The 18,606-nt window shown below is 68.4% G+C and carries 18 protein-coding genes and 1 tRNA gene; 14 read left to right on the forward strand and 5 right to left on the reverse strand.

The features are described from left to right. Positions 1 to 43: 43 nt before the first annotated feature. Complete coding sequence (locus AAFN86_RS12675) at positions 44 to 280, reverse strand: hypothetical protein (RefSeq protein WP_347543691.1); 237 nt, start codon at positions 278 to 280, stop codon at positions 44 to 46. A gap of 204 nt (positions 281 to 484) precedes the next feature. Between AAFN86_RS12675 and AAFN86_RS12680 the strand changes: the two genes are divergently transcribed. From AAFN86_RS12680 to AAFN86_RS12745, 14 genes are all read left to right on the forward strand, one after another. Further along, positions 485 to 1,528, forward strand: coding sequence for a rod shape-determining protein (locus tag AAFN86_RS12680; protein ID WP_347543692.1), 1,044 nt, complete (start codon positions 485 to 487; stop codon positions 1,526 to 1,528). A gap of 70 nt (positions 1,529 to 1,598) precedes the next feature. Then, on the forward strand, positions 1,599 to 2,465 hold the full coding sequence (gene mreC / locus AAFN86_RS12685; RefSeq protein WP_347543693.1) for a rod shape-determining protein MreC: 867 nt from the start codon (positions 1,599 to 1,601) through the stop codon (positions 2,463 to 2,465). A 10-nt stretch (positions 2,466 to 2,475) separates the two neighbouring features. Then, positions 2,476 to 3,033 carry a rod shape-determining protein MreD gene (locus AAFN86_RS12690; RefSeq protein WP_347543694.1) on the forward strand — a complete coding sequence of 186 codons (558 nt, stop codon included), beginning with the start codon at positions 2,476 to 2,478 and terminating at the stop codon, positions 3,031 to 3,033. After that, the gene (gene mrdA / locus AAFN86_RS12695) at positions 3,030 to 4,940 is read left to right on the forward strand and encodes a penicillin-binding protein 2 (RefSeq protein WP_347543695.1); all 1,911 of its coding nucleotides are present in this window, start codon (positions 3,030 to 3,032) and stop codon (positions 4,938 to 4,940) included. The genes AAFN86_RS12690 and mrdA overlap by 4 nt, the downstream gene beginning before the upstream one ends. Then, the gene (gene rodA / locus AAFN86_RS12700) at positions 4,937 to 6,082 is read left to right on the forward strand and encodes a rod shape-determining protein RodA (protein ID WP_347543696.1); all 1,146 of its coding nucleotides are present in this window, start codon (positions 4,937 to 4,939) and stop codon (positions 6,080 to 6,082) included. The genes mrdA and rodA overlap by 4 nt, the downstream gene beginning before the upstream one ends. 200 nt (positions 6,083 to 6,282) lie before the next feature. Then, a tRNA-Lys gene (locus AAFN86_RS12705) sits at positions 6,283 to 6,355 on the forward strand. Between the two features lie 518 nt (positions 6,356 to 6,873). After that, positions 6,874 to 7,605: an SDR family oxidoreductase gene (locus AAFN86_RS12710; protein ID WP_347543697.1), complete on the forward strand. Its 732-nt coding sequence runs from the start codon at positions 6,874 to 6,876 to the stop codon at positions 7,603 to 7,605. 151 nt (positions 7,606 to 7,756) lie between these two features. Next, positions 7,757 to 8,239, forward strand: coding sequence for a MarR family transcriptional regulator (locus AAFN86_RS12715; protein WP_347543698.1), 483 nt, complete (start codon positions 7,757 to 7,759; stop codon positions 8,237 to 8,239). Beyond that, entirely contained in the window at positions 8,220 to 9,368 is a 1,149-nt protein-coding gene (locus tag AAFN86_RS12720; RefSeq protein ID WP_347543699.1) for an HlyD family secretion protein, read from the forward strand. Before AAFN86_RS12715 ends, AAFN86_RS12720 begins: the two co-directional genes overlap by 20 nt. Beyond that, complete coding sequence (locus AAFN86_RS12725; RefSeq protein WP_347543700.1) at positions 9,361 to 10,950, forward strand: DHA2 family efflux MFS transporter permease subunit; 1,590 nt, start codon at positions 9,361 to 9,363, stop codon at positions 10,948 to 10,950. Before AAFN86_RS12720 ends, AAFN86_RS12725 begins: the two co-directional genes overlap by 8 nt. 31 nt (positions 10,951 to 10,981) lie before the next feature. Then, entirely contained in the window at positions 10,982 to 11,476 is a 495-nt protein-coding gene (locus tag AAFN86_RS12730; protein ID WP_347543701.1) for a GAF domain-containing protein, read from the forward strand. 11 nt (positions 11,477 to 11,487) lie between these two features. Continuing rightward, positions 11,488 to 12,459 (forward strand): tripartite tricarboxylate transporter substrate binding protein, encoded by a 972-nt coding sequence (locus AAFN86_RS12735; RefSeq protein WP_347543702.1) that lies wholly within the window; start codon positions 11,488 to 11,490, stop codon positions 12,457 to 12,459. A 65-nt stretch (positions 12,460 to 12,524) separates the two neighbouring features. Further along, a complete protein-coding gene (locus tag AAFN86_RS12740; protein ID WP_347543703.1) occupies positions 12,525 to 13,325 on the forward strand; it encodes a crotonase/enoyl-CoA hydratase family protein in 801 nt (266 codons plus the stop codon). 1 nt (position 13,326) lies between these two features. Further along, positions 13,327 to 14,172: an SDR family oxidoreductase gene (locus AAFN86_RS12745; protein ID WP_347543704.1), complete on the forward strand. Its 846-nt coding sequence runs from the start codon at positions 13,327 to 13,329 to the stop codon at positions 14,170 to 14,172. A gap of 71 nt (positions 14,173 to 14,243) precedes the next feature. On the opposite strand, the gene AAFN86_RS12750 is transcribed toward AAFN86_RS12745, so the two are convergent. The 4 genes from AAFN86_RS12750 to AAFN86_RS12765 all read right to left on the reverse strand — a co-directional run bounded on the left by AAFN86_RS12750 (position 14,244) and on the right by AAFN86_RS12765 (position 18,596). After that, a complete protein-coding gene (locus AAFN86_RS12750; RefSeq protein ID WP_347543705.1) occupies positions 14,244 to 15,458 on the reverse strand; it encodes a CoA transferase in 1,215 nt (404 codons plus the stop codon). Between the two features lie 11 nt (positions 15,459 to 15,469). After that, complete coding sequence (locus AAFN86_RS12755) at positions 15,470 to 16,645, reverse strand: acyl-CoA dehydrogenase family protein (protein ID WP_347543706.1); 1,176 nt, start codon at positions 16,643 to 16,645, stop codon at positions 15,470 to 15,472. A 67-nt stretch (positions 16,646 to 16,712) separates the two neighbouring features. Next, entirely contained in the window at positions 16,713 to 17,597 is an 885-nt protein-coding gene (locus tag AAFN86_RS12760; RefSeq protein WP_347543707.1) for an MBL fold metallo-hydrolase, read from the reverse strand. Between the two features lie 24 nt (positions 17,598 to 17,621). Further along, positions 17,622 to 18,596 carry a tripartite tricarboxylate transporter substrate binding protein gene (locus AAFN86_RS12765; RefSeq protein WP_347543708.1) on the reverse strand — a complete coding sequence of 325 codons (975 nt, stop codon included), beginning with the start codon at positions 18,594 to 18,596 and terminating at the stop codon, positions 17,622 to 17,624. Between the last annotated feature and the right edge of the window lie 10 nt (positions 18,597 to 18,606).

The raw sequence follows: 18,606 nt of genomic DNA on the forward strand, positions 1-18,606 counted from the left end.
AACAGGCCGGCCGCGACATACCGCGGGCCGGGTGGCCGCGCGGTCAGCGGTAATAGTAGTCCGACCGTGGCTGGGCCGGGGCCGTGGCGGCGCCACCGATGGCCCCCGCCGCGCCGCCGATCAGCGCGCCCACGCCGGCATTGCCGGACAAGGACCCGATCGCAGCGCCGCCACCGGCGCCGATCAGGCCGCCGGTCAGCGCGCGTTCGCCTGGCGTTTCGCCGCAGGCACCAAGGGTCAGGCCTGCAACGGCCAGAATGGCCAAACCGGTGGTCCTCATGTGTTCATCTCCTGATCTTGGGCTGATTGGATAACGCTGGCGGGCGAGCCGAGTTGCGCCGCCGTATCGAGGTGACGGGGAATCCGGCTTGAGAGTCCGGCCAGGGGGGGGTAAAGCCCCCCGTCCTCTCTCCAGCCCCCAGTCGCGACGGCGGCACTGGCCCGCAACGCTGGCTGTGCGGCACCGTCGGAAGGTCCGGTACGCATGTTTTCTCGCCTGTTCGGCTTCCTGTCCGCCGACATGGCCATCGATCTCGGCACCGCCAACACGCTTGTCTACGTGAAGGGGCGCGGGATCGTGCTGAATGAGCCGAGCGTGGTCGCGATTTCCGACCTGCGCGGCCGCAAGCAGGTGCTTGCCGTGGGTGAAGAGGCCAAGCTGATGCTGGGCCGCACCCCGGGCAACATCGCCGCCATTCGTCCGCTGCGCGACGGCGTCATCGCCGATTTTGAGGTGGCGGAGGAAATGATCAAGCATTTCATCCGCAAGGTGCACAATCGGCGGTCCTTCGCCTCGCCGATGATCATCGTCTGCGTGCCCTCGGGCAGCACGGCGGTGGAACGGCGCGCCATCCAGGAAAGCGCCGAATCGGCCGGGGCCCGCAAAGTGCTGCTGATCGAGGAACCGATGGCCGCCGCGATCGGCGCCGGCCTGCCGGTGACCGAGCCTTCGGGGTCGATGATCGTCGATATCGGCGGCGGCACGACCGAGGTGGCCGTGATCTCGCTGGGCGGCATCGTCTATGCGCGATCGGTGCGCGTCGGCGGCGACAAGCTGGACGAGGCGATCATCTCCTACATCCGCCGTCAGTTTAACCTGCTGATCGGCGAGAGCACGGCCGAGCGCATCAAGCTCGAGATCGGCGCCGCCGCCCCACCGGAGGATGGCGAGGAGGGCCCGCTCGCCGAGGTGAAGGGCCGCGACCTGATGAACGGCGTCCCGCGCGAGGTGATCGTCAGCCAGCGCCAGATCGCCGAGTCGCTGGCCGAACCGGTCACCCAGATCGTCGAGGCGGTGAAGGTTGCGCTGGAAAATACGCCGCCCGAGCTGGCCGCGGACATCGTGGACAAGGGTATCGTCCTGACCGGTGGTGGAGCGTTGCTGAACCGGCTCGATCAGGTGCTGCGGGCTGCGACCGGTCTGCCTGTCGTGGTGGCGGAGGATGCCTTGTCCTGCGTCGCTCTCGGTACCGGTCGTGCACTCGAGGACATCAAGCGGCTTCGCCACGTCCTGAGTTCGATGTATTGATGTCGGCCTCGGCCCCGCCGTCCCGGCGGGGTCATCGGCTTCGCAATCCTGACAGGGGGATGGGGGGCGCGTGATCCGGCTGAGCATTCCGCTCCGTCAGGCCTTGGCGCGGCTTTCGCTGCCGCTGATGATCGCGGCTGCCTTCGGCATCATGCTGCTCGGCAAGGCCGACACCCTGCTGGCCGAGCGGTTGCGCACGCATCTGTCCGACGCCCTGTCCCCGATCTACGCCGCGCTTGCCGAACCCATGGCCGCGGTGCGCTCGGCGGTGGAGGAGGTCCAGAACCTCGCCACCCTGCGCGAGGAGAATGCCCAGCTTCGCGAGGAGAATGAGCGCCTGCGGCGCTGGCATGCCTCCGCCCTCGCGCTGGAGACCGAGAACGAGATGCTCCGGCGGCAGTTGAATTTCCTGCCGGAAGCCGCACCGGCCTTCGTCACTGCCCGCGTCGTTGCCGATGGCGGCGGCACCTATGCCCGCGCCGTGTTGCTGGCGACGGGTCCGCAGCATTCCATCCGCAAGGGCCAGGTGGCGCTGGATGAGCGCGGCTTCGTCGGCCGGGTGACCGAGGTGGGCAGCCGGTCCGCGCGTGTTCTTCTCGCTACCGACATGAACAGCCGCATCCCGGTCACCCTCGAATCGAGCCGGGCACGCGCCATCATGGCCGGCAACAACGCGATGCGGCCGCGCCTCGCGCATTGGCCGGAAGGGGTCATCCCGGTCGAGGGCGAACGGATCGTCACCAGCGCCGAGGCGGGCGCCTTCCCATCCGGCCTGCCGGTCGGCATCGTGCGGCTGTCCTCGCAGGGCGTGCCGGAGGTCGAATTGTTTGCCAGGCTCGACCGCCTGGATGCGGTCCGGCTGTTCGACTACGGCCTGCGCGGCATCATTCCGCCCGAAGCCGTGGCACGTCCGGAACCGCGGCCCGGCCGTCGCTGAGGGGGATGCCATGGCGATGCCCCCCGCCCGCCGCCCACAGGGGAGGCCGGCCCCCGCGCCCGGCCTGTTGCGGCGCATCGATGCCTTTGCGCGGGTCGCGTTTCCGGGTTTTTCGACCGCTTTCCTAATGGTCCTGGCGGCGGCGCCGATCAATCTGCCATCGCCGGTCTTGGCCGTGACCTTGCCCTGCGTTGCCTTCTGGTCGGTGTTCCGGCCGGCGGCGATGATGCCCCCGATCGTGTTCCTGCTGGGCCTGCTGATGGATCTGCTGACCTTTGCGCCGCTGGGTTCCGGCGTGTTGGTCCTGCTCGCGCTGCATGCGGCCGCGGTGCGGTTCCGTCATGTGCTGGCGCGGCAATCCTTCCTGGCGGTATGGCTTGGCTTCTGCGTGGCGGCCTTCGGTGCCGCCGGCGTCTATTGGGGGCTCCAATCCGTGCTCGCGCTGCAATTGCCACCGATCGCACCGGCGCTGCATGCGGCCTTGCTGGCGTGCGGGCTCTATCCGGCGATCGCCCTCGTCCTGACCCGGGTCCATGAGGCGATGCGCCACGCCGAGGTCGCGCCATGACCTGGCGCCCAGCCTGGCGCCCCTGGGGCAAATCCGGCCTGCTCGGCCGTGAGAGGACCGTCCGCAAGGAGGAGGAGCGCCGCCGCGGCATCTTCACCCGCCGCGCGGCGGTGCTTGGCGCCATCCAGCTTGGCGCCTTCGGCTTTCTAGGCTCCCGTCTCTATCGTCTGCAGGTCGAGGAGGGCGCGCGCTACGCCACCCTCGCTGAGGAGAACCGCGTCAGCGCGCGGCTGTTCGCCCCGCCGCGTGGGCGCGTGCTGGACCGCAACGGCAAGGTGGTGGCGGGCAACCGGCTGAACTGGCGCGCCTTGCTGGTGGCGGAGCAATCCGCCGATGTCGCCGCGACGCTCGAGACCTTCTCGAAGATCGTTCCGCTGGGCGATCATGAAAAGGCGCGGATCGAGCGCGAGATCCGCCGCAACCGCCGCTTCGTCCCGGTCATCCTGCGCGAATTCCTCGCCTGGGAGGAAATGGCGCGGATCGAGGTCAATGCGCCCGACCTGCCCGGCATCACCGTCGATATGGGCACCACGCGCATCTATCCGGAGACGGAGCACCTGGCCCATGTCGTGGGCTATGTGGCCGCCCCGGCCGAGAGCGATGTGGGCGACGACCCGCTGTTGCAGCTGCCGGGCATCCGGGTCGGCCGCGCCGGCGTCGAGCGCCACCACGACCGCATCCTGCGCGGCCGGGCCGGCGCCGTGCAGGTCGAGGTCAATGCCGTCGGCCGCGTCATCCGCGAACTGGACCGTCGGGAGGGCATCCCCGGCCAGGATGTGCAGATCAGCGTCGATTCCGAGTTGCAGAAGGCGATCCGCGGCAAGATCGAGGAAGGCACGACCGCCGTGGTGCTCGATGCCCGCAACGGCGAAGTGCTGGCGATGGCGACCAAGCCGTCCTTCGATCCGAACATCTTCAATTCCGGCGTGTCCGCAGCGCAGTGGCGGCAATGGACGGCGGCACGCACGACGCCGCTGATCAACAAGGCGACCAACGGCCTGTATGCGCCGGGGTCGACCTTCAAGATGATGGTGGCGCTGGCGGCGCTGGATGCGAAGGTCGCGCGGCCGGGCGACATCGTCAGCTGCCCGGGGCATCTCGATTTCGGCGACACGCGCTTCCACTGCCATCTGCGCAGCGGGCATGGCGGGATGAACATGCGCAGCGCCATCATGGCGTCCTGCGACGTGTATTTCTACGAAATGGCCCGCCGCACCGGCATGGACCGCATCGCGGCCATGGCCAACAAGTTCGGCCTCGGTGTCGACCTGGAGATCGAGTTGCCGGGGACGCGGCGCGGCCTGGTGCCGACGCGCGGCTGGCGGCAGGCGCAGGGCAAGCCCTGGTCGATCGGCGACACCATCGTCCATGGCATCGGCCAAGGCTTCTATCAGCTCACGCCGCTGTCGCTGGCTGTGATGGCGGCCCGGCTGGCATCGGGGCGGGCCCTGCAGCCGCACCTGACGCGCAGCATCGGCGGCAGGCCGGTCCGCGGCGGCCGCCCGGAGGATTGGCCCAGCCTCGGCATCCCCGACGCCGATATGCGCCTGATCCGCGATGCGATGTGGGGAGTGATCAATGGCGGCGGCACCGCCGGCGTTGCGCGGCTGCCGTCGCAATACGGCCAGATGGCCGGCAAGACCGGCACCACCCAGGTCCGTCGCGTGACGCGTGAGCAGCGCGAGCGCGGCTTCAACGTCAATGCCGTGCCGCGTGAGTGGCGGCCGCACGCGTTGTTCGTCGCCTATGCACCGCACGACAATCCGCAATATGCGCTGTCGGTGGTGGTGGAACACGGCACCAGTGGTTCGGGGGCGGCAGCGCCGATCGCGCGCGACATCATGATCGAGACCTTCCAGCGGCTCGGACCCCAGCGCGGGCAGCGCGTGGCGGAGGCTGCGCGATGATCTTCGAACGCCGGCTGCTGACCCGAGACCGCGGGGCGGGCATTCTCGAGAAGTTCTGGCAGATCCCCTGGTCCTTCGTGCTGCTGCTGTGTGCGGTGGCGGCGGTCGGCTATGTCGCGCTGCTGTCGGCCGGCAGCGGCAATCCCGACACCTATGCGCAGAAGCATGCCATCCGCTTCGGCTTCGGCCTCGTGGTGATGCTGGGCCTGGCGATGATCGACATCCGGGTGATCGCACGCTTCGCCTGGGTGGGGTATCTGGGCGCGGTCGGGCTGCTGGTGCTGGTGTTGCTGCATGGCAATGTCGGCAAGGGCGCGCAGCGCTGGATCGATATCGGCCCGGTTCAGCTGCAGCCTTCCGAACTGATGAAGATCATGCTGGTGCTGGCCCTGGCGTCCTGGTTCCACCGGGCATCGTGGGAGAAGGTAGGCAATCCGCTGTTCCTCATTCCACCGGCGCTGGCGGTGCTGTTGCCGGTCGGGCTGATCCTGAAGCAGCCCAATCTGGGCACCGCGCTGATCACCGGCATGGTGGGTGCGGCGGTGTTCTGGGCGGCGGGGATGCGCTGGTGGAAATTCGCCATCGGCTTCGCGGCCATCGGCGTCGCCGCGCCGATCGCCTATGAGCGACTGCACGACTACCAGCGTGCGCGCATCACCACCTTCCTCGATCCCGAGAGCGATCCTCTCGGGGCTGGCTACAACATCATCCAGTCGAAGATTGCCCTCGGGTCCGGCGGGATGTGGGGCAAGGGCTTCCTGCAGGGTACGCAGGGCCACCTGAACTTCCTGCCGGAAAAGCAGACCGACTTCATCTTCACCATGATCGCGGAGGAATTCGGCCTGGTCGGCGCGCTGACCACGCTGTCGATGCTGCTGCTGGTGGTGGCCTTCTGCTACCTGGTCGCCTTCCGCAGCAAGCACCAGTTCGGGCGGCTGCTGGCGATCGGGCTCGGCACCAACTTCTTCCTCTATGTCTTCGTGAACGTGGCGATGGTGACGGGGTCGATCCCGGTGGGCGGCGTGCCGCTGCCGCTGATTAGCCATGGCGGCTCAGCGATGATCACGGTGATGCTGGGGTTCGGGCTGCTGCTGTCGGCCTATGTGCATCGCGATGCCGAGATGGGACCCATGCGCGAATGAACTCGCGGCCCGCGCAAAGGGGCTGGACAAAGCCGTCGCGCAGGCTATGAAGCGCCTCCTTGGAGCCGACCCATGTGGCGGCTCCCGGCGGGCGCCTAGCTCAGTTGGTAGAGCAGCTGACTCTTAATAGTTGTATCTGCCTTCGAAACGATAACTAAAGGGCGAGTAAGCGTTTTAAGTAGGACTTAAGTGGGAAATGCGGGCCGTTAGCTCAGTTGGTAGAGCGTTCGACTCTTAATCGAATGGCCGAAGGTTCGAGTCCTTCACGGCCCATTCCCATCCTCAAAATTCGCTGAAAGTTCGATAATCGGGCATCCTCCGTGACTTGCGGCCGCCTCAAAAGGTGATTGTGCCGACACGGCACTGCAGCGGCCCCGAAAGTTCCCCATTTTCCGCCATGCCCGCGTTGATTCTAAAGGATTTTTGTTAGATTCTTCTCAACGCTAGGTGGGTCAAACTGTTTCCGGTCAGTGGTCCTAGCGACCGGTTGAATTGGCCAAAAATAAGTCAAGTACTAGTAGTATGCAGGTGACTCCGACTCCTCTTAATCAGCGGGTCGTAGGTTCGAATCCTACGGCGCCCACCATCTCCAGGCCAAGTTATCCACAGTTTTCAAGATTGCCGCGGACCCGTTCCGGACGGGCTGCGTCCATTGGACCTGCCGCGCGGTGGCGCCTCGCGACGCTCCCTACCGATGCGCCGATCCCGTGTTCGGCGATGAGACGCGGCCGAAGAATTCGGCGGCATGACATCTGCACGGCCCGGCTTCGCATGCATGTGAAGGACGTCCCATGGCAGACATCGGATCCACCATCGATTGCTCGACGCTCGATACGGGCCGCCCGCTCGCGCTCGTCACGGGTGGCGGGAGCGGCATCGGACTGGCCATCGTCGAGGACCTTGCACGGGATCGGGAGGTGATCGCGCTCGGCCGCAGCGAAGCCAAACTTCGGGCCCTTGTCGGCAGGCCCCACATCCACCCTGTCGCGGTCGACCTTTGCGACGGCGTGGCGCTGGCGCGATTGACCGCCCCGCTGGCCCGGCTGGACGTGCTGGTCCATTGCGCGGCGATATCCGCCTGGAGCAGCCTTGAAACGAGTTCGCTGCCTGCCTGGCGCGAGACCTTCGAGACCAATGTCTACGCTCCGGCCGAGTTGACGCGCCTACTGTTGCCGGCGCTGCGCACCGCGAAGGGGCAGGTGGTATTCATCAGTTCGGGCGCGGCGGTGAAGGCGGTCCCGGGCCATATCGTCTACTCGGCATCGAAATTCGCCCTGCGTGGCGTTGCCGATGCGTTGCGCATCGAGGAAGTGGGGGCGGGCATCCGTGTCGCCACGGTGGCCCCGGGGCCGACCGAAACACCGATGAATCGCGCCACGCGGACCGCCCGGACAGGCTCCGCGGCACGGGAGGAAGGCCGCTACAGCGACCCCGAATCCCATGCCGCCGCGGTTCGGCTCGTGGTGGACATGTCCCCGGACTCCCAGGTCACCGAGGTGGTCGTCAGGCCCCGCCTGCTGTGACCGCCCGGCGGCAGCCACGGCACGCGGTCCCGGCGCGCCATGGCAGCCGAACCCACGGGAACCGCCGCGCGCCGGGGCGTGTCGCGGCGACGCGCATGTTCCTTAGCAATCTATCTATTCGCCAGCTATCGTCCGGGTCTAGCATCTCCCCATGCCAGACGGGTCGAACCTCGCCCAGGTGCGATGGGAACTCGGCGTCGCGATCGCTCAGATCGCGCGACGGTGGCGGGCCCGGCTCGATCAGCGCATTGCCCCCTTCGGCCTGACCGAGGCGCGCTGGCTCGTCCTGCTCAACCTTGCGCGCCGCGGCGACGGCATTCCGCAGAGGGCCCTGGCCGCCCGACTGCGGATCGAGGCGCCGACCCTGGTCCGCACGCTCGATTGGCTGGAACAGCAGGGCTTCGTCGAACGCCGCGCCATTGCCCATGACCGACGTGCCAAGACCATCCACCTGACCGACACCGCCCGGCCGGTGGTGCTGCGGATCGAGGCCGAGGCGGCCACGGTGCGTGCCGAAATCCTGGCGGGAATCCCGGAAGAGGAACTCGCCTTGTGCCTCGCGGTGCTGAAGCGCGTGGCCGCCGGGCTGGAAGGGGCCGAGGAGGAGCCCGTTGATGGACATAGGCCCGGGTAGTCAGCAGACATCCGCATCGCTGTCCGGTGCCACCGCCCGCGCCACGGCGCGGCGGCGGCTGCGGATCGCGGCGGCGCTGACCGCATTGCTTGCTGTTGTGGCGGCCGCCGGCGGATGGATCCATCGCCAGGTCACCACGGTCTTCATTGATGATGCCCGTATCGCCGCCGACATGGTCACGCTGGCCAGCCGCCTGCCGGGATGGGTGACCGAGATCCGCGTCATCGCCGGCGATGCCAGCCGCGCGGGCGAGGTGCTGCTGCGCATCGACAGCCGGGAAGCGGAGCTGACGCTGCTTGAGATCGAGGCGCGCCTTGCCGGCCTGGCCGCAAGGGGCGCCGAGCTCGAAGCGCGGCTGGCCATGGTGGACCGCCAGACCGGCAGCCAGGAGGATGCTCAGCGCGCCAGACTCGAGGCGGCGCGATCGCAATTGCCTGCCGCGCAGGCGGAACGCCTGTACGCCGAGGGCGAATTCACCCGCGCCGTGCAGCTGATGGGCACCGGCAGCGGCACGCGCCAGCGGCATGAACAGACCCGCGCGCAGCTGGAGACGGCGACGCAGCGCGTCCTCGCCGTCGCCGCCGAGATCCGCAATGTCGAGGCGCAGCTCGCCAATGCCGGCGCAGGGCGGGAGGAGCTGACGGTGCTGCGTCGCCAGCTCGAATCTATCGACCCACTGCAGCGCGAACTGGCGGCGCAGCGCGACCGCATCCGGCTTGAGATCCAGGACCGCACCATCGTGATGCCGTTCAACGGGACGGTCGATCGCGTCTTCGTCGATCCCGGTGAGTACGTCACGCCGGGCCAGCGCTTGATGCTGGTGCACGATCCCGCCCGCGTGCGCGTCGAGGCCAACGTCAAGGAAACCGAGATCCGATTCTTCCGCCCGGGTTCGCCGGTGCGGCTGCATGTCGATGCCTATCCGGGCCGCAGCTTCGAAGGCGTGGTCGAACGCGTCGGCGGCGCCGCGACCAGCGAATTCGCGCTGCTGCCAAGCCCGAATCCCTCCGGCAACTTCACCAAGATCACCCAGCGCCTGCCCATGCGCATCGCGCTGCGCCCGGGTACGGCGGATGGCCTGCTCCGGCCTGGCATGATGGTGGAGGTGGAGGCGCAGGCGCGTGAGTGAAGCCACGCTTGGTCCAGGCAATCGCAGCAGCTGGGCCGGGCCCGGCATCGCGGAGCTGCAGGCGCGATGGGGGCCATCCTATCGCCTGCTGGTGACCTTCGCGGCGATGATCGGGACCATCGCCACCATCCTGTCCGCCACCATCGTCAATGTCGCGCTGCCGCAGGTGATGGGCGCCTTCGGCATCGGGCAGGACCATGCGCAGCTGATCTCCACCGCCTTCCTCGCCTCGGTGACGGGGACCATGCTGCTCAATGGCTGGCTTGTGGACAGCTTCGGATGTCGGCTGACCTATGCGGGGGCGATCGTGATGTTCGTGATCGGCTCCATCGTTGCCGGGTCGTCGCCGAATGAGAGCGTGTTGATCGTCGGCCGTGTCTTGCAGGGCGCGGCCGCGGGGATGGTCCAGCCGCTCGGCATGCAGATCATCTTCCAGGTGTTTCCGGCGGAACGGCGCGGCTCGGCGATGGGCCTCTATGCCGTGGGCGTGGTGCTGGCGCCGGCGCTCGGTCCGACCCTCGGTGGCGTGATCGTCGACAGCTGGGGCTGGCGTGCGATGTTCTTCATGGGCGTGCCCTTCGCGCTGCTGGGGTTGATGCTGGGGCTGGTGTTCCTGCCGGGGCCGACGCCGGGGGCGGGCCCGCGGCGGCGCTTCGACGGGCCGGGCTTCGCCTTGCTGGTGACGGCGCTGCTGGCCTTGCTGACTGGGCTTGCCAGCGGCCAGCGGGAGGGTTGGGGGTCGAACCGCGTCACGCTGGAACTGTGCATCGCGGCGGCGGCGGCCATCGGTTTCGTGCTGTGGGAATTGCGCACCGACGCGCCGATGCTGAATCCGCGCCTGTTCGCGGTGCGCGGCTTCGCCTGCTCGGCGGCGGTGGGGTTCGTCTACGGCGCGTCGCTGTTCGGATCGACCTATCTCGTGCCGCTGTTTGTGCAGACCATCCAGGGCTACACGCCGACCCGCGCCGGGCTTCTGCTGATGCCGGCCGGGCTTGCCATGGTGATCGTCTTCCCCATCGCCGGGCGGCTGGCGGACCGACTGCCGCCCTATGCTCCCATCGGCGTCGGGCTGCTGCTGTTCGGCACCTCCACCTGGCTGATGACCGGCGTGGGCACCGACACCCCGTTCTGGACCTTTGCGCTGTGGATCCTGGTCGGGCGCGTCGGCTTCGGCCTGGCCATGCCGAGCATGAATGCCGGGGCCTTGCGCGCCCTGCCGCCGCGCTGGGTGGGGCAGGGGTCCGGAGCGGTGAACTTCGCGCGGCAGTTCGGCGGTGCGCTCGGGGTCAATTTGCTGTCGATCAACCTGGAGCGCCAGACGCAGTTCTACGCCCAGGCCCTGACCGCGACGCAGGAAGGCCGGCCGGCAACGCGGGAGGTCTTGCGCCAGGTGGAAGGCCTGCTGGCCCAGGACGGCATCGCGGAGGTGACGCGACAGGCCGCGGCGCAGGACTACCTTGCCCAGATGCTGCTGTCGCAGGCGAGCATGCTCGCCTTCCGCGATACATTCCTGCTGGTCGCGATGGGTTGCATGGCCGCACTGGTGCCGGTTGTCATCATGCGCCGGAAACCTGCGGGGTGAACCGCGGGCCCGGCTGCGCTATGCCAGGGCCATGACACGTCCCGATCCCCTGCCGTCGCTCCGCAATGCCGCCGCGGCGCTCGCCACCGCCGGTCAGCCCGAAGCCTTCTTCGTCGCGCTCCAGCAGGCGCTAGCGGAGGCCGTTGGCCACCGCCTGTTCACCATCATGCGGCACGACCCGGCGGCAGGCCTCAATCGCCGGGCCTATTCCAGCGATCCGGCCGCCTATCCGGTTTCCGGCTTCAAGCCGGTGAACCGGGATCATCCCTGGACGCGCCGTGTGCTGGTCGAGGGAAAGGCCTGGGTCGGCCGCGACGCCGCCGACATCGTCTGGGCCTATCCGGATCATGAAAAGATCGCCGGCATGGGTCTTGCGAGTGCGATGAACCTGCCGGTGCGCTGGAATGGGCGGCCGCTCGGCACGGTCAACCTTCTGCACGGTGCGGGGCATTTCACCGAGGCCGATGCGGTGACCGGCGCCCTGTTCGCGGCGCTGGCCGTGCCGGCGCTGCTGGCTGTCGATTGAAGGAGCATCCCATGGCCGACCTGTCCCGCCGCCTTCTGCTGATGTCCGCCCCTGCTGGCGTCCTGGCGGCGCCGGCGCTTGCGCAGGCGCCGCTCACCCGGCCGATCCGGTTGATCATTCCCTGGGCGCCCGGCGGCACGACGGACATTCTTGGCCGTATCGTCGCCGAGCCGCTCAGCCAGGCGCTGGGCCAGCCCGTGCTGGTGGAAAACCGCACGGGGGCGAGCGGCAATATCGGCTCCGACGTCGTGGCCAAGGCGGCGCCTGATGGGCAGACGCTGCTGTTCGGGTCGATGTCCACCCATGCGATGAACCACGCGCTGATGCGCAGCATGCCCTTCGACGGCGTGGCGGATTTCACGCCGCTGGCGATGCTCGGCTTCGCGATCAACACCATGGTGATCCATCCATCGGTGCCGGCGCAGACGGTGCCGGAATTCATCGCCTATGCCCGGGCCAATCCGGAGAAGATCGCCTATGCCTCCTCCGGGCCGGGCTCGACCAACCATCTCTGCGCGGCGCTTCTCGAAAACATGACCGGCATCCGCATGGTCCACGTCTCCTACCGCGGAGGGCAGCCGGCGGTGACGGACACGGTGGGGGGGCAGACGCAGCTGTTCTTCAGCGCCGCCACCCAGACCATGCCGCATGTGGAAGGCGGGCGGCTGCGGCTGCTGGCGGTGACCGAGGGCGCACGCTGGTCGCGTCAGCCGAACACGCCCACCGTCGGCGAGAGTGTTCCTGGCTACGAGATGGGCGTCTGGTATGGCGCCTTCGGCCCGAAGGGCATGGACCCGGCACTGCAGCAGCGGCTGAACGTGGAACTGAACCGCATCATGGCCATCCCTGCGATCAAGGAGCGCCTCGGCGGCATGGGCGTGGACTGGGCGCCGGAATCGACCGAGGCGTTTTCCCGACGCCTGCATGCGGATGCGGAAAAGTGGGGCGCCTTGATCCGCCGCCTGGGGATCGAGGCGAGCTGACGCCTGCTTGCCGTGCCGTCGCTCACGCTCCATCCTCCGCCCCGATGAATGTGGGGGAAGCGCCGATGGATGCGCCGCTGAAGGTCGAGATCGAGGACGGCATCGCCCTCCTCACCATGAACCGCGCCGATACGCGCAATCCGCTCGACCCCGAGATGCAGGACGCGCTGCTCGACACGCTGTCCGCGCTGGATGCGGGGCAGGAAGTGCGGGTCGCGATCCTGACCGGAGCGGGCACCGCCTTCTGCGCTGGTGGCAATGTGCGCCGCATGGGCGAGGCCGCGAGCGGCCCGAAGGAGCGCACCCCGGCCCAGGCGCGCGGGTACTACCGTTGGGGCATCCAGCGCATTCCGCGCCTGCTTGAGACGCTGGAACTGCCGATCATCGCGGCGGTGAACGGGCCGGCGATGGGCGCAGGCTGCGACCTGGCCTGCATGTGCGACCTGCGCATTGCCTCCGAAAGCGCGCGCTTCGCCGAGAGCTTCGTGAAGCTCGGCATCATTCCCGGCGATGGCGGCGCCTGGCTGCTGCCGCGCGTGGTCGGCTTCGCCAAGGCGTCGGAGATGGCGCTGACCGGCGACGCGTTGACGGCACAGGACGCGCTGGCGGCGGGCCTCGTGTCCCGTGTCGTGCCGGATGCGGAGCTCATCCCGACGGCGAAGGCACTTGCCGCGCGCATCGCGGCCAATCCGCCCCAGGCGGTGCGCATGACGCGGCGCTTGCTGCGCGAGGCGTGGAACAACCGGCTCGACACCGTGCTGGAGATGTCCTCTGCCATGCAGGCCGTCGCGCACACCACCGCCGACCACAAGGAAGCGCTGGCGGCGATGCGGGAGAAGCGCAAGCCGAGCTACACGGGCAGCTGAGATGGCCTTCGCGCCGGGGCTGCTCGCCGGCCGGCGGGCGCTGGTCACCGGCGGTGGCACCGGGCTGGGGCGCAGCATCGGGCAGCGCTTCCTGGACCTCGGCGCGTCGCTGGCGATCTGCGGGCGGCGTGGTGCGGTGCTGGAGGCGACCGCACAGGCCTTTCGTGCCGAGATTCCCGGCGCCGACGTCACGACGCATGTGTGCGACATCCGCGATCCGGCAGCGGTCGAGGCGATGCTCGACGATGTGTGGCGCCATGCTGCGCCGGATATCCTGGTGAACAACGCGGCGGCGAATTTCCTGGCGCAGACGCATCGCCTGTCGGCGCGAGCGCTGGATGCCGTGCTGGGGACGACGCTGCACGGCGCGGCCTATTGCACCATCGGCTGCGGGCGTCGCTGGATCGACGCCGGGCAGCCAGGCGTGGTGCTGTCGATCCTGACGCTGTCAGCCTTGCAGGGCGGCGCCTTCACGGCGCCATCCGCGATGGCCAAGGCCGGGTTGCTGGCGATGACGCAGAGCCTCGCGGTCGAATGGGGTCCGCATGGCATCCGGTTGGTGGCGATTGCGCCGGGTACCTTTCCGACCGAGGCGGCCGTCGCACGGCTGCGCCCGGGTGGGGTCGAACATGCCGGCGTGCCGCTGCGCCGTGCCGGCAAGCATGAGGAATTGACGGACCTCGCTGCGTTCCTCGTTTCGGATCACGCGGGCTACATCACCGGCGAATGCGTCGTCGCCGATGGCGGGCGCCGGCTGCTCGGAGGTGCGCGGGCCGGCGCGCAGGAGATGCTGGACTGGACGGATGAGCACTGGGCGCAGCAACGCGCCCGGACGCCGTCGCGCTGAAGGCGCGCTGATCCAGCGTCGCGCTGAAGGCGCGCTTGCTCACGGACTCGCGTGTTCCACGCTGCGCCTATTCAGCGCGGCGTGAAGCGCGGTCCGAGTGCGCCGGCTTGGCGCAATGCGTCGCGCTCGGCTTCGGCAAGGCCGAGCATGTCACCGAGCACTTCGCCCTCATGCTGATTGAGGAAGGGGCTCGGCGCGAAATCCGGCGGCGGCGCGCCTTCGATACGCAGCGGCGTGGAGGGCAGCACTACGCGGCCGACCTCGGGATGATCCACCCAACGCAGCATGCCACGTTCATGCATGCCTTGGTCTTCCAGCACTTCCTCCAGCGTACGCACGGGGGCGGCGGGCACGCCATGCTTGCGGGTCAGCGCCTCGAGCTCCGCCCGCGTATGGGCTGACGTCCAGGTTGTCACCATGCCGTCGACATCGGCCATGTGCTTCACGCGGTCGGGGTTGCTGCGGAAGCGCGCATCACCGATCAGCGCATCCTGGCTCATGGCGCGCAGCAGCCGGTCCCAATGCTCCTCGGTGACGACGATGATGGCGATCCAGCCATCGGAGGCCGGATAGACATTGTAGGGCGCCATGGCGAGGCCGGCATGGCTGTTGCCTGTGCGCGGCGGCAACCCATCGGCCTTGCCTCCGAAATGCATGCCGATGGCCGAGGCGAGCGTGGAATACGCCGCATCCTGCATCGCCACTTCCACATAGCCACCCTTGCCGGTGCGCTCGCGGGCGAACAGCGCCGTCATCACCGCGCCGTACAGATGCGTGCCACCGAGGAAGTCGCAGACCGTCGGGCCGGCCTTGGTCGGCGGACCGTCCGGGAAGCCCGTGGTGTGCATGATGCCGACCGCCGCCTGCACCGTCAGGTCCATTGCGAGGCGGTTGCGGTCCGGCCCCGTCTGGCCGTAGCCGGACCCGCAGGCATAGACCAGCCGGGGGTTGCGCTTGCGCAGTGCCTCATGCCCGAGGCCAAGCCGGTCCATCGCGCCGGGTGAGAAATTCTCGATCACCACATCGGCGCGATCGACCAGTTGGAGGAACACCTCCTGCCCCTGCGGGTTCTTGAGATCGAGCGACAGGCCGAGCTTGTTCGAATTCAGCATCGCCTGCGGCACCGACCCGCCGGCCACCATCGCGCGGCGGCGCAGCGGCTCGCCAGTGGGCGGCTCGATCTTGATGACGGTTGCGCCCGCCATCGCCATCAGGAACCCGCAATAGGGGGCCTGGTAGATATGTCCGAGATCAAGGACCAGCAGCCCTTCGAGAGGCCGTTGCACCTCCTCCACGGTCAGACCTTCGAACCGAGGGTGCGGCGGCCGATGGCGCTGCGATGCACCTCGGACGGACCTTCATAGACGCGCATGACGCGCACCTGCTGGTACAGCAGTTGCAGCGGCAATTCCTTCGTCATGCCCATCGCGCCGAAGGTCTGCATGGCGTTGTCGAGGACGGATTGCGCCATCTCCGTCGCCCGCACCTTCAGGATCGACGCCTCCATCCGCACATCGGCCCCGGCATCCAGCTTGGCGGCGAGGTCGTTCACCATCAGCCGGCAGGCATGCATCTCCATGACGGCCTCGGCGGCGAACCACTGGATCGCCTGGCGGTCGGCGAGGCGCACGCCCCAGGTCACGCGGTTCTGCGCGTATTCGGCCATCATCTCGAGGCCCCGGCGCGCCATGCCGATGCAGCGTGCGCCCATCTGCATGCGCCGCACGTTCAGCCGCAGCTGCATCGGTGCATAGCCGCGGCCGAGTTCGCCGAGCACATTCTCATGCGGGACGCGGCAATCCTCGAATACCAGTTCGTAGGTGGTGCGGCCGCCGATCATCGGAATGGCGCGTTCGATGATGAAGCCGGGCGTGCCCTTTTCGACGATGAAGGCGGTGATGCCTTCCTGGCGCTTCCCGTCGCCGGTGCGCGCCATCAGGATGATGAAGTCGGCGCGCGGGACGTTGGAGACCCAGATCTTGCGGCCGTTGATCACCCAGTCGTCGCCGTCGCGCACGGCGCGGGTGGTCATGCCGGCCGGGTCGCCGCCCGCGCCCGGCTCGCTGATCGCCATGGCCGAGCGCGCCTCGCCGGTCGCATAGGGCTTCAGGTACTTCTCGCGCTGCACCGGGCTCGCGACCGAGAGCATCATGTGCAGGTTCGGGCTGTCGGGCGGGATGGTGAAGGGGACGCAGGCGCGGGCCATCTCCTCCTCGGCGGCGGCGAGCGAGATCAGCGGCAGATTGGCGCCGCCGAATTCCTCCGGCACGTCGAGGCCCCACAGGCCGAGCTCGCGGCAGCGGGCAAGCAGCCCGTCCTCCTCCGCGGCCGAGAGCTTGAAGCCGCCGCCTTCGGCCTCCCGCTTCAGCACCGCCGGCTCCAGCGGCATCAGGTCGCGTTCCACGAATTTCGTGACCAGGTCGCGCAGCATCCTGGTCTCTTCGCTGGCGGCGTTGGGCTGGTTGTGATCCATGGTGCGGCGTCCTCCGATGGTCCGGAACGGACCACCGGGGGCGCGCTTCGTCAAGCCGCAGAAGGGGTCAGCGCAGGTATCGCCAGCGGAAACGGTCACCCTGCGCCTCGACCCGCCCGACCGATGGGTCGGGAAAATGAATCGGCAGGATCTTCGCATCCGTATCGGCGACCTGGGTGAAGAAGCGGCGGCGGCTGATTTTCGCCTCGGCCGGGTCCCAGCAGAATACCGTGGACCAGTCCGGCTGATGAACCTGCAGGGCGTGGTGCATCAGGTCGCCGGTCACGACCGCATGCTGGCCGCGGCTGCGGATATGGACGCAGCAATGGCAGGGCGAATGGCCCGGCGTCGGCTGGATGGTGATGCGGTCATCCAACTGGAAGTCGTCATCCACCAGCAGCGCCTGGCCGGCCGCGACGATCGGCTCGCAGTTGAAGCGGTGGACGTTGCCGCCGCCGCCGGGGCGTTCCTCCGCGGCCTTGGTGCTGGCGTCCCAGGCGGCGTATTCGCGCTTATGGAAGACGTATTTCGCATTCGGGAAGGTCGGCACCCAGCGGCCATCCCGCTGCACCGTGTTCCAGCCGGAATGGTCGATGTGCAGATGGGTACAGAAGACGTAGTCGATATCCTCGAAGGCCAACCCCTCGGCCTTCAGCCCGTCCAGCCAGGGCTGCTTCGGGAAATCCATCGGCGCGGGGTATCCCTTGTCCTCCCCGGTGCAGGTATCGACCAGGATGGTGTGGTGCGGCGTGCGCAGCACATAGGTCTGGTAGGTGATGACCATCTTTCCCGAGGCGGCGTCATAGGTCTCGGGCTCGACCTCCTTCAGCCGCTCGGCGAGCAGGCTCGGCGCGGCCGCGGCCTTGGGGAACATCGCCTCGGGCGCGCGCCATGGGCCGTCGCGTTCGATGATGCTGGTTATGGTGACGTCACCGATGGTCAGCTTGCGCATGTCGTGTCCAGCTCTGTCAGGGGATCATTCGGCGCGGATGCCGGCCTCGGCGGCCACGCGGCGCCAGGTCGGCACGTCCTCGGCGAGGCGGGCGGCGAGGATGTCGGGCGCGCTCATCAGAGGTTCCGCGCCAAGCGTGGCGAAGCGAGCGCGGAAATCGGCATCATTGCGCAATGCGCCGAGTTCGGCCGACAGGCGGGTGAGGATCGGCTCCGGCAACCCCTTGGGTGCTGCGATGGCGAACCAGTTCGGCGCGATGTAGCCGGGGATGATCTCGACCGCCGCGGGCACGTCCGGCAGGGCCGGAATGCGTGCCGCCGTCGTGATGGCCAGGATGCGCGCGCGGCCTTCCCGTGCATGGGCCAGCGTCTCGACCGTGCTGGCGAAGACCACGTCGATATCGCCGGCATAGAGCGCATTGGTCGCCTGCGCCGCGCCGCGATAGGGCACATGGGTCAGGTCGATCTGCGCCACCGAGGCCAGCATCGCGCCCGACAGATGGTTCGAGGACCCGATCCCCGAGGTGCCATAGGTAATCGTGCCCGGCTTCGCGCGCGCCTCGGCCAGCAGCGCCTGAAGGTTCGTGAAGCGGTGATCGGCGCGCACGACAATCGTCGTGGCGATCTCCGCCACCAGGCTGACCGGCGTGAGGTCGGTCCGCGGGTCGAAGCCGAGATTGGCGTAGATCGCAGGCAGGATGGCGAGCGACGAGGAGGTCAGGACGAAGGTGTACCCATCGGGCGGCGCCTGGACGACGGCGCGAAGCCCGATCGATCCGCCTGCGCCGGCGCGGTTGTCGATGATGAAGGGCTGGCCGAGCCGTTCCCGCAGCCTTTCGCCGACCAGCCGGCCGACCGTGTCGATCGGCCCACCGGGAGCGAAGGGAATGATCAGCCGGATGGGGCGCGATGGCCATGCATCCTGTGCCAGGGCCGGTGCGGCGGCGAGGCCCATCGCCAAGGCCGGCAGGGCGCGTCGTCGCCATGTGGTGTCGTTCATGCGTTCCTCC

Source organism: Roseomonas sp. CAU 1739 (assembly GCF_039839775.1).
In the GTDB taxonomy this organism is placed as follows: Bacteria; Pseudomonadota; Alphaproteobacteria; order Acetobacterales; family Acetobacteraceae; genus Neoroseomonas.

Coding starts and splice junctions, on each gene's coding strand:
- AAFN86_RS12730 (WP_347543701.1), top strand. CDS start 10,982: ATGACACGTCCCGATCCCCTGCCGTCGCTCCGCAATGCCGCCGCGGCG.
- AAFN86_RS12690 (WP_347543694.1), top strand. CDS start 2,476: ATGGCGATGCCCCCCGCCCGCCGCCCACAGGGGAGGCCGGCCCCCGCG.
- AAFN86_RS12740 (WP_347543703.1), top strand. CDS start 12,525: ATGGATGCGCCGCTGAAGGTCGAGATCGAGGACGGCATCGCCCTCCTC.
- rodA (WP_347543696.1), top strand. CDS start 4,937: ATGATCTTCGAACGCCGGCTGCTGACCCGAGACCGCGGGGCGGGCATT.
- AAFN86_RS12735 (WP_347543702.1), top strand. CDS start 11,488: ATGGCCGACCTGTCCCGCCGCCTTCTGCTGATGTCCGCCCCTGCTGGC.
- AAFN86_RS12720 (WP_347543699.1), top strand. CDS start 8,220: ATGGACATAGGCCCGGGTAGTCAGCAGACATCCGCATCGCTGTCCGGT.
- AAFN86_RS12680 (WP_347543692.1), top strand. CDS start 485: ATGTTTTCTCGCCTGTTCGGCTTCCTGTCCGCCGACATGGCCATCGAT.
- AAFN86_RS12765 (WP_347543708.1), bottom strand. CDS start 18,596: ATGAACGACACCACATGGCGACGACGCGCCCTGCCGGCCTTGGCGATG.
- AAFN86_RS12715 (WP_347543698.1), top strand. CDS start 7,757: ATGCCAGACGGGTCGAACCTCGCCCAGGTGCGATGGGAACTCGGCGTC.
- AAFN86_RS12745 (WP_347543704.1), top strand. CDS start 13,327: ATGGCCTTCGCGCCGGGGCTGCTCGCCGGCCGGCGGGCGCTGGTCACC.
- AAFN86_RS12710 (WP_347543697.1), top strand. CDS start 6,874: ATGGCAGACATCGGATCCACCATCGATTGCTCGACGCTCGATACGGGC.
- AAFN86_RS12760 (WP_347543707.1), bottom strand. CDS start 17,597: ATGCGCAAGCTGACCATCGGTGACGTCACCATAACCAGCATCATCGAA.
- AAFN86_RS12675 (WP_347543691.1), bottom strand. CDS start 280: ATGAGGACCACCGGTTTGGCCATTCTGGCCGTTGCAGGCCTGACCCTT.
- AAFN86_RS12755 (WP_347543706.1), bottom strand. CDS start 16,645: ATGGATCACAACCAGCCCAACGCCGCCAGCGAAGAGACCAGGATGCTG.
- mrdA (WP_347543695.1), top strand. CDS start 3,030: ATGACCTGGCGCCCAGCCTGGCGCCCCTGGGGCAAATCCGGCCTGCTC.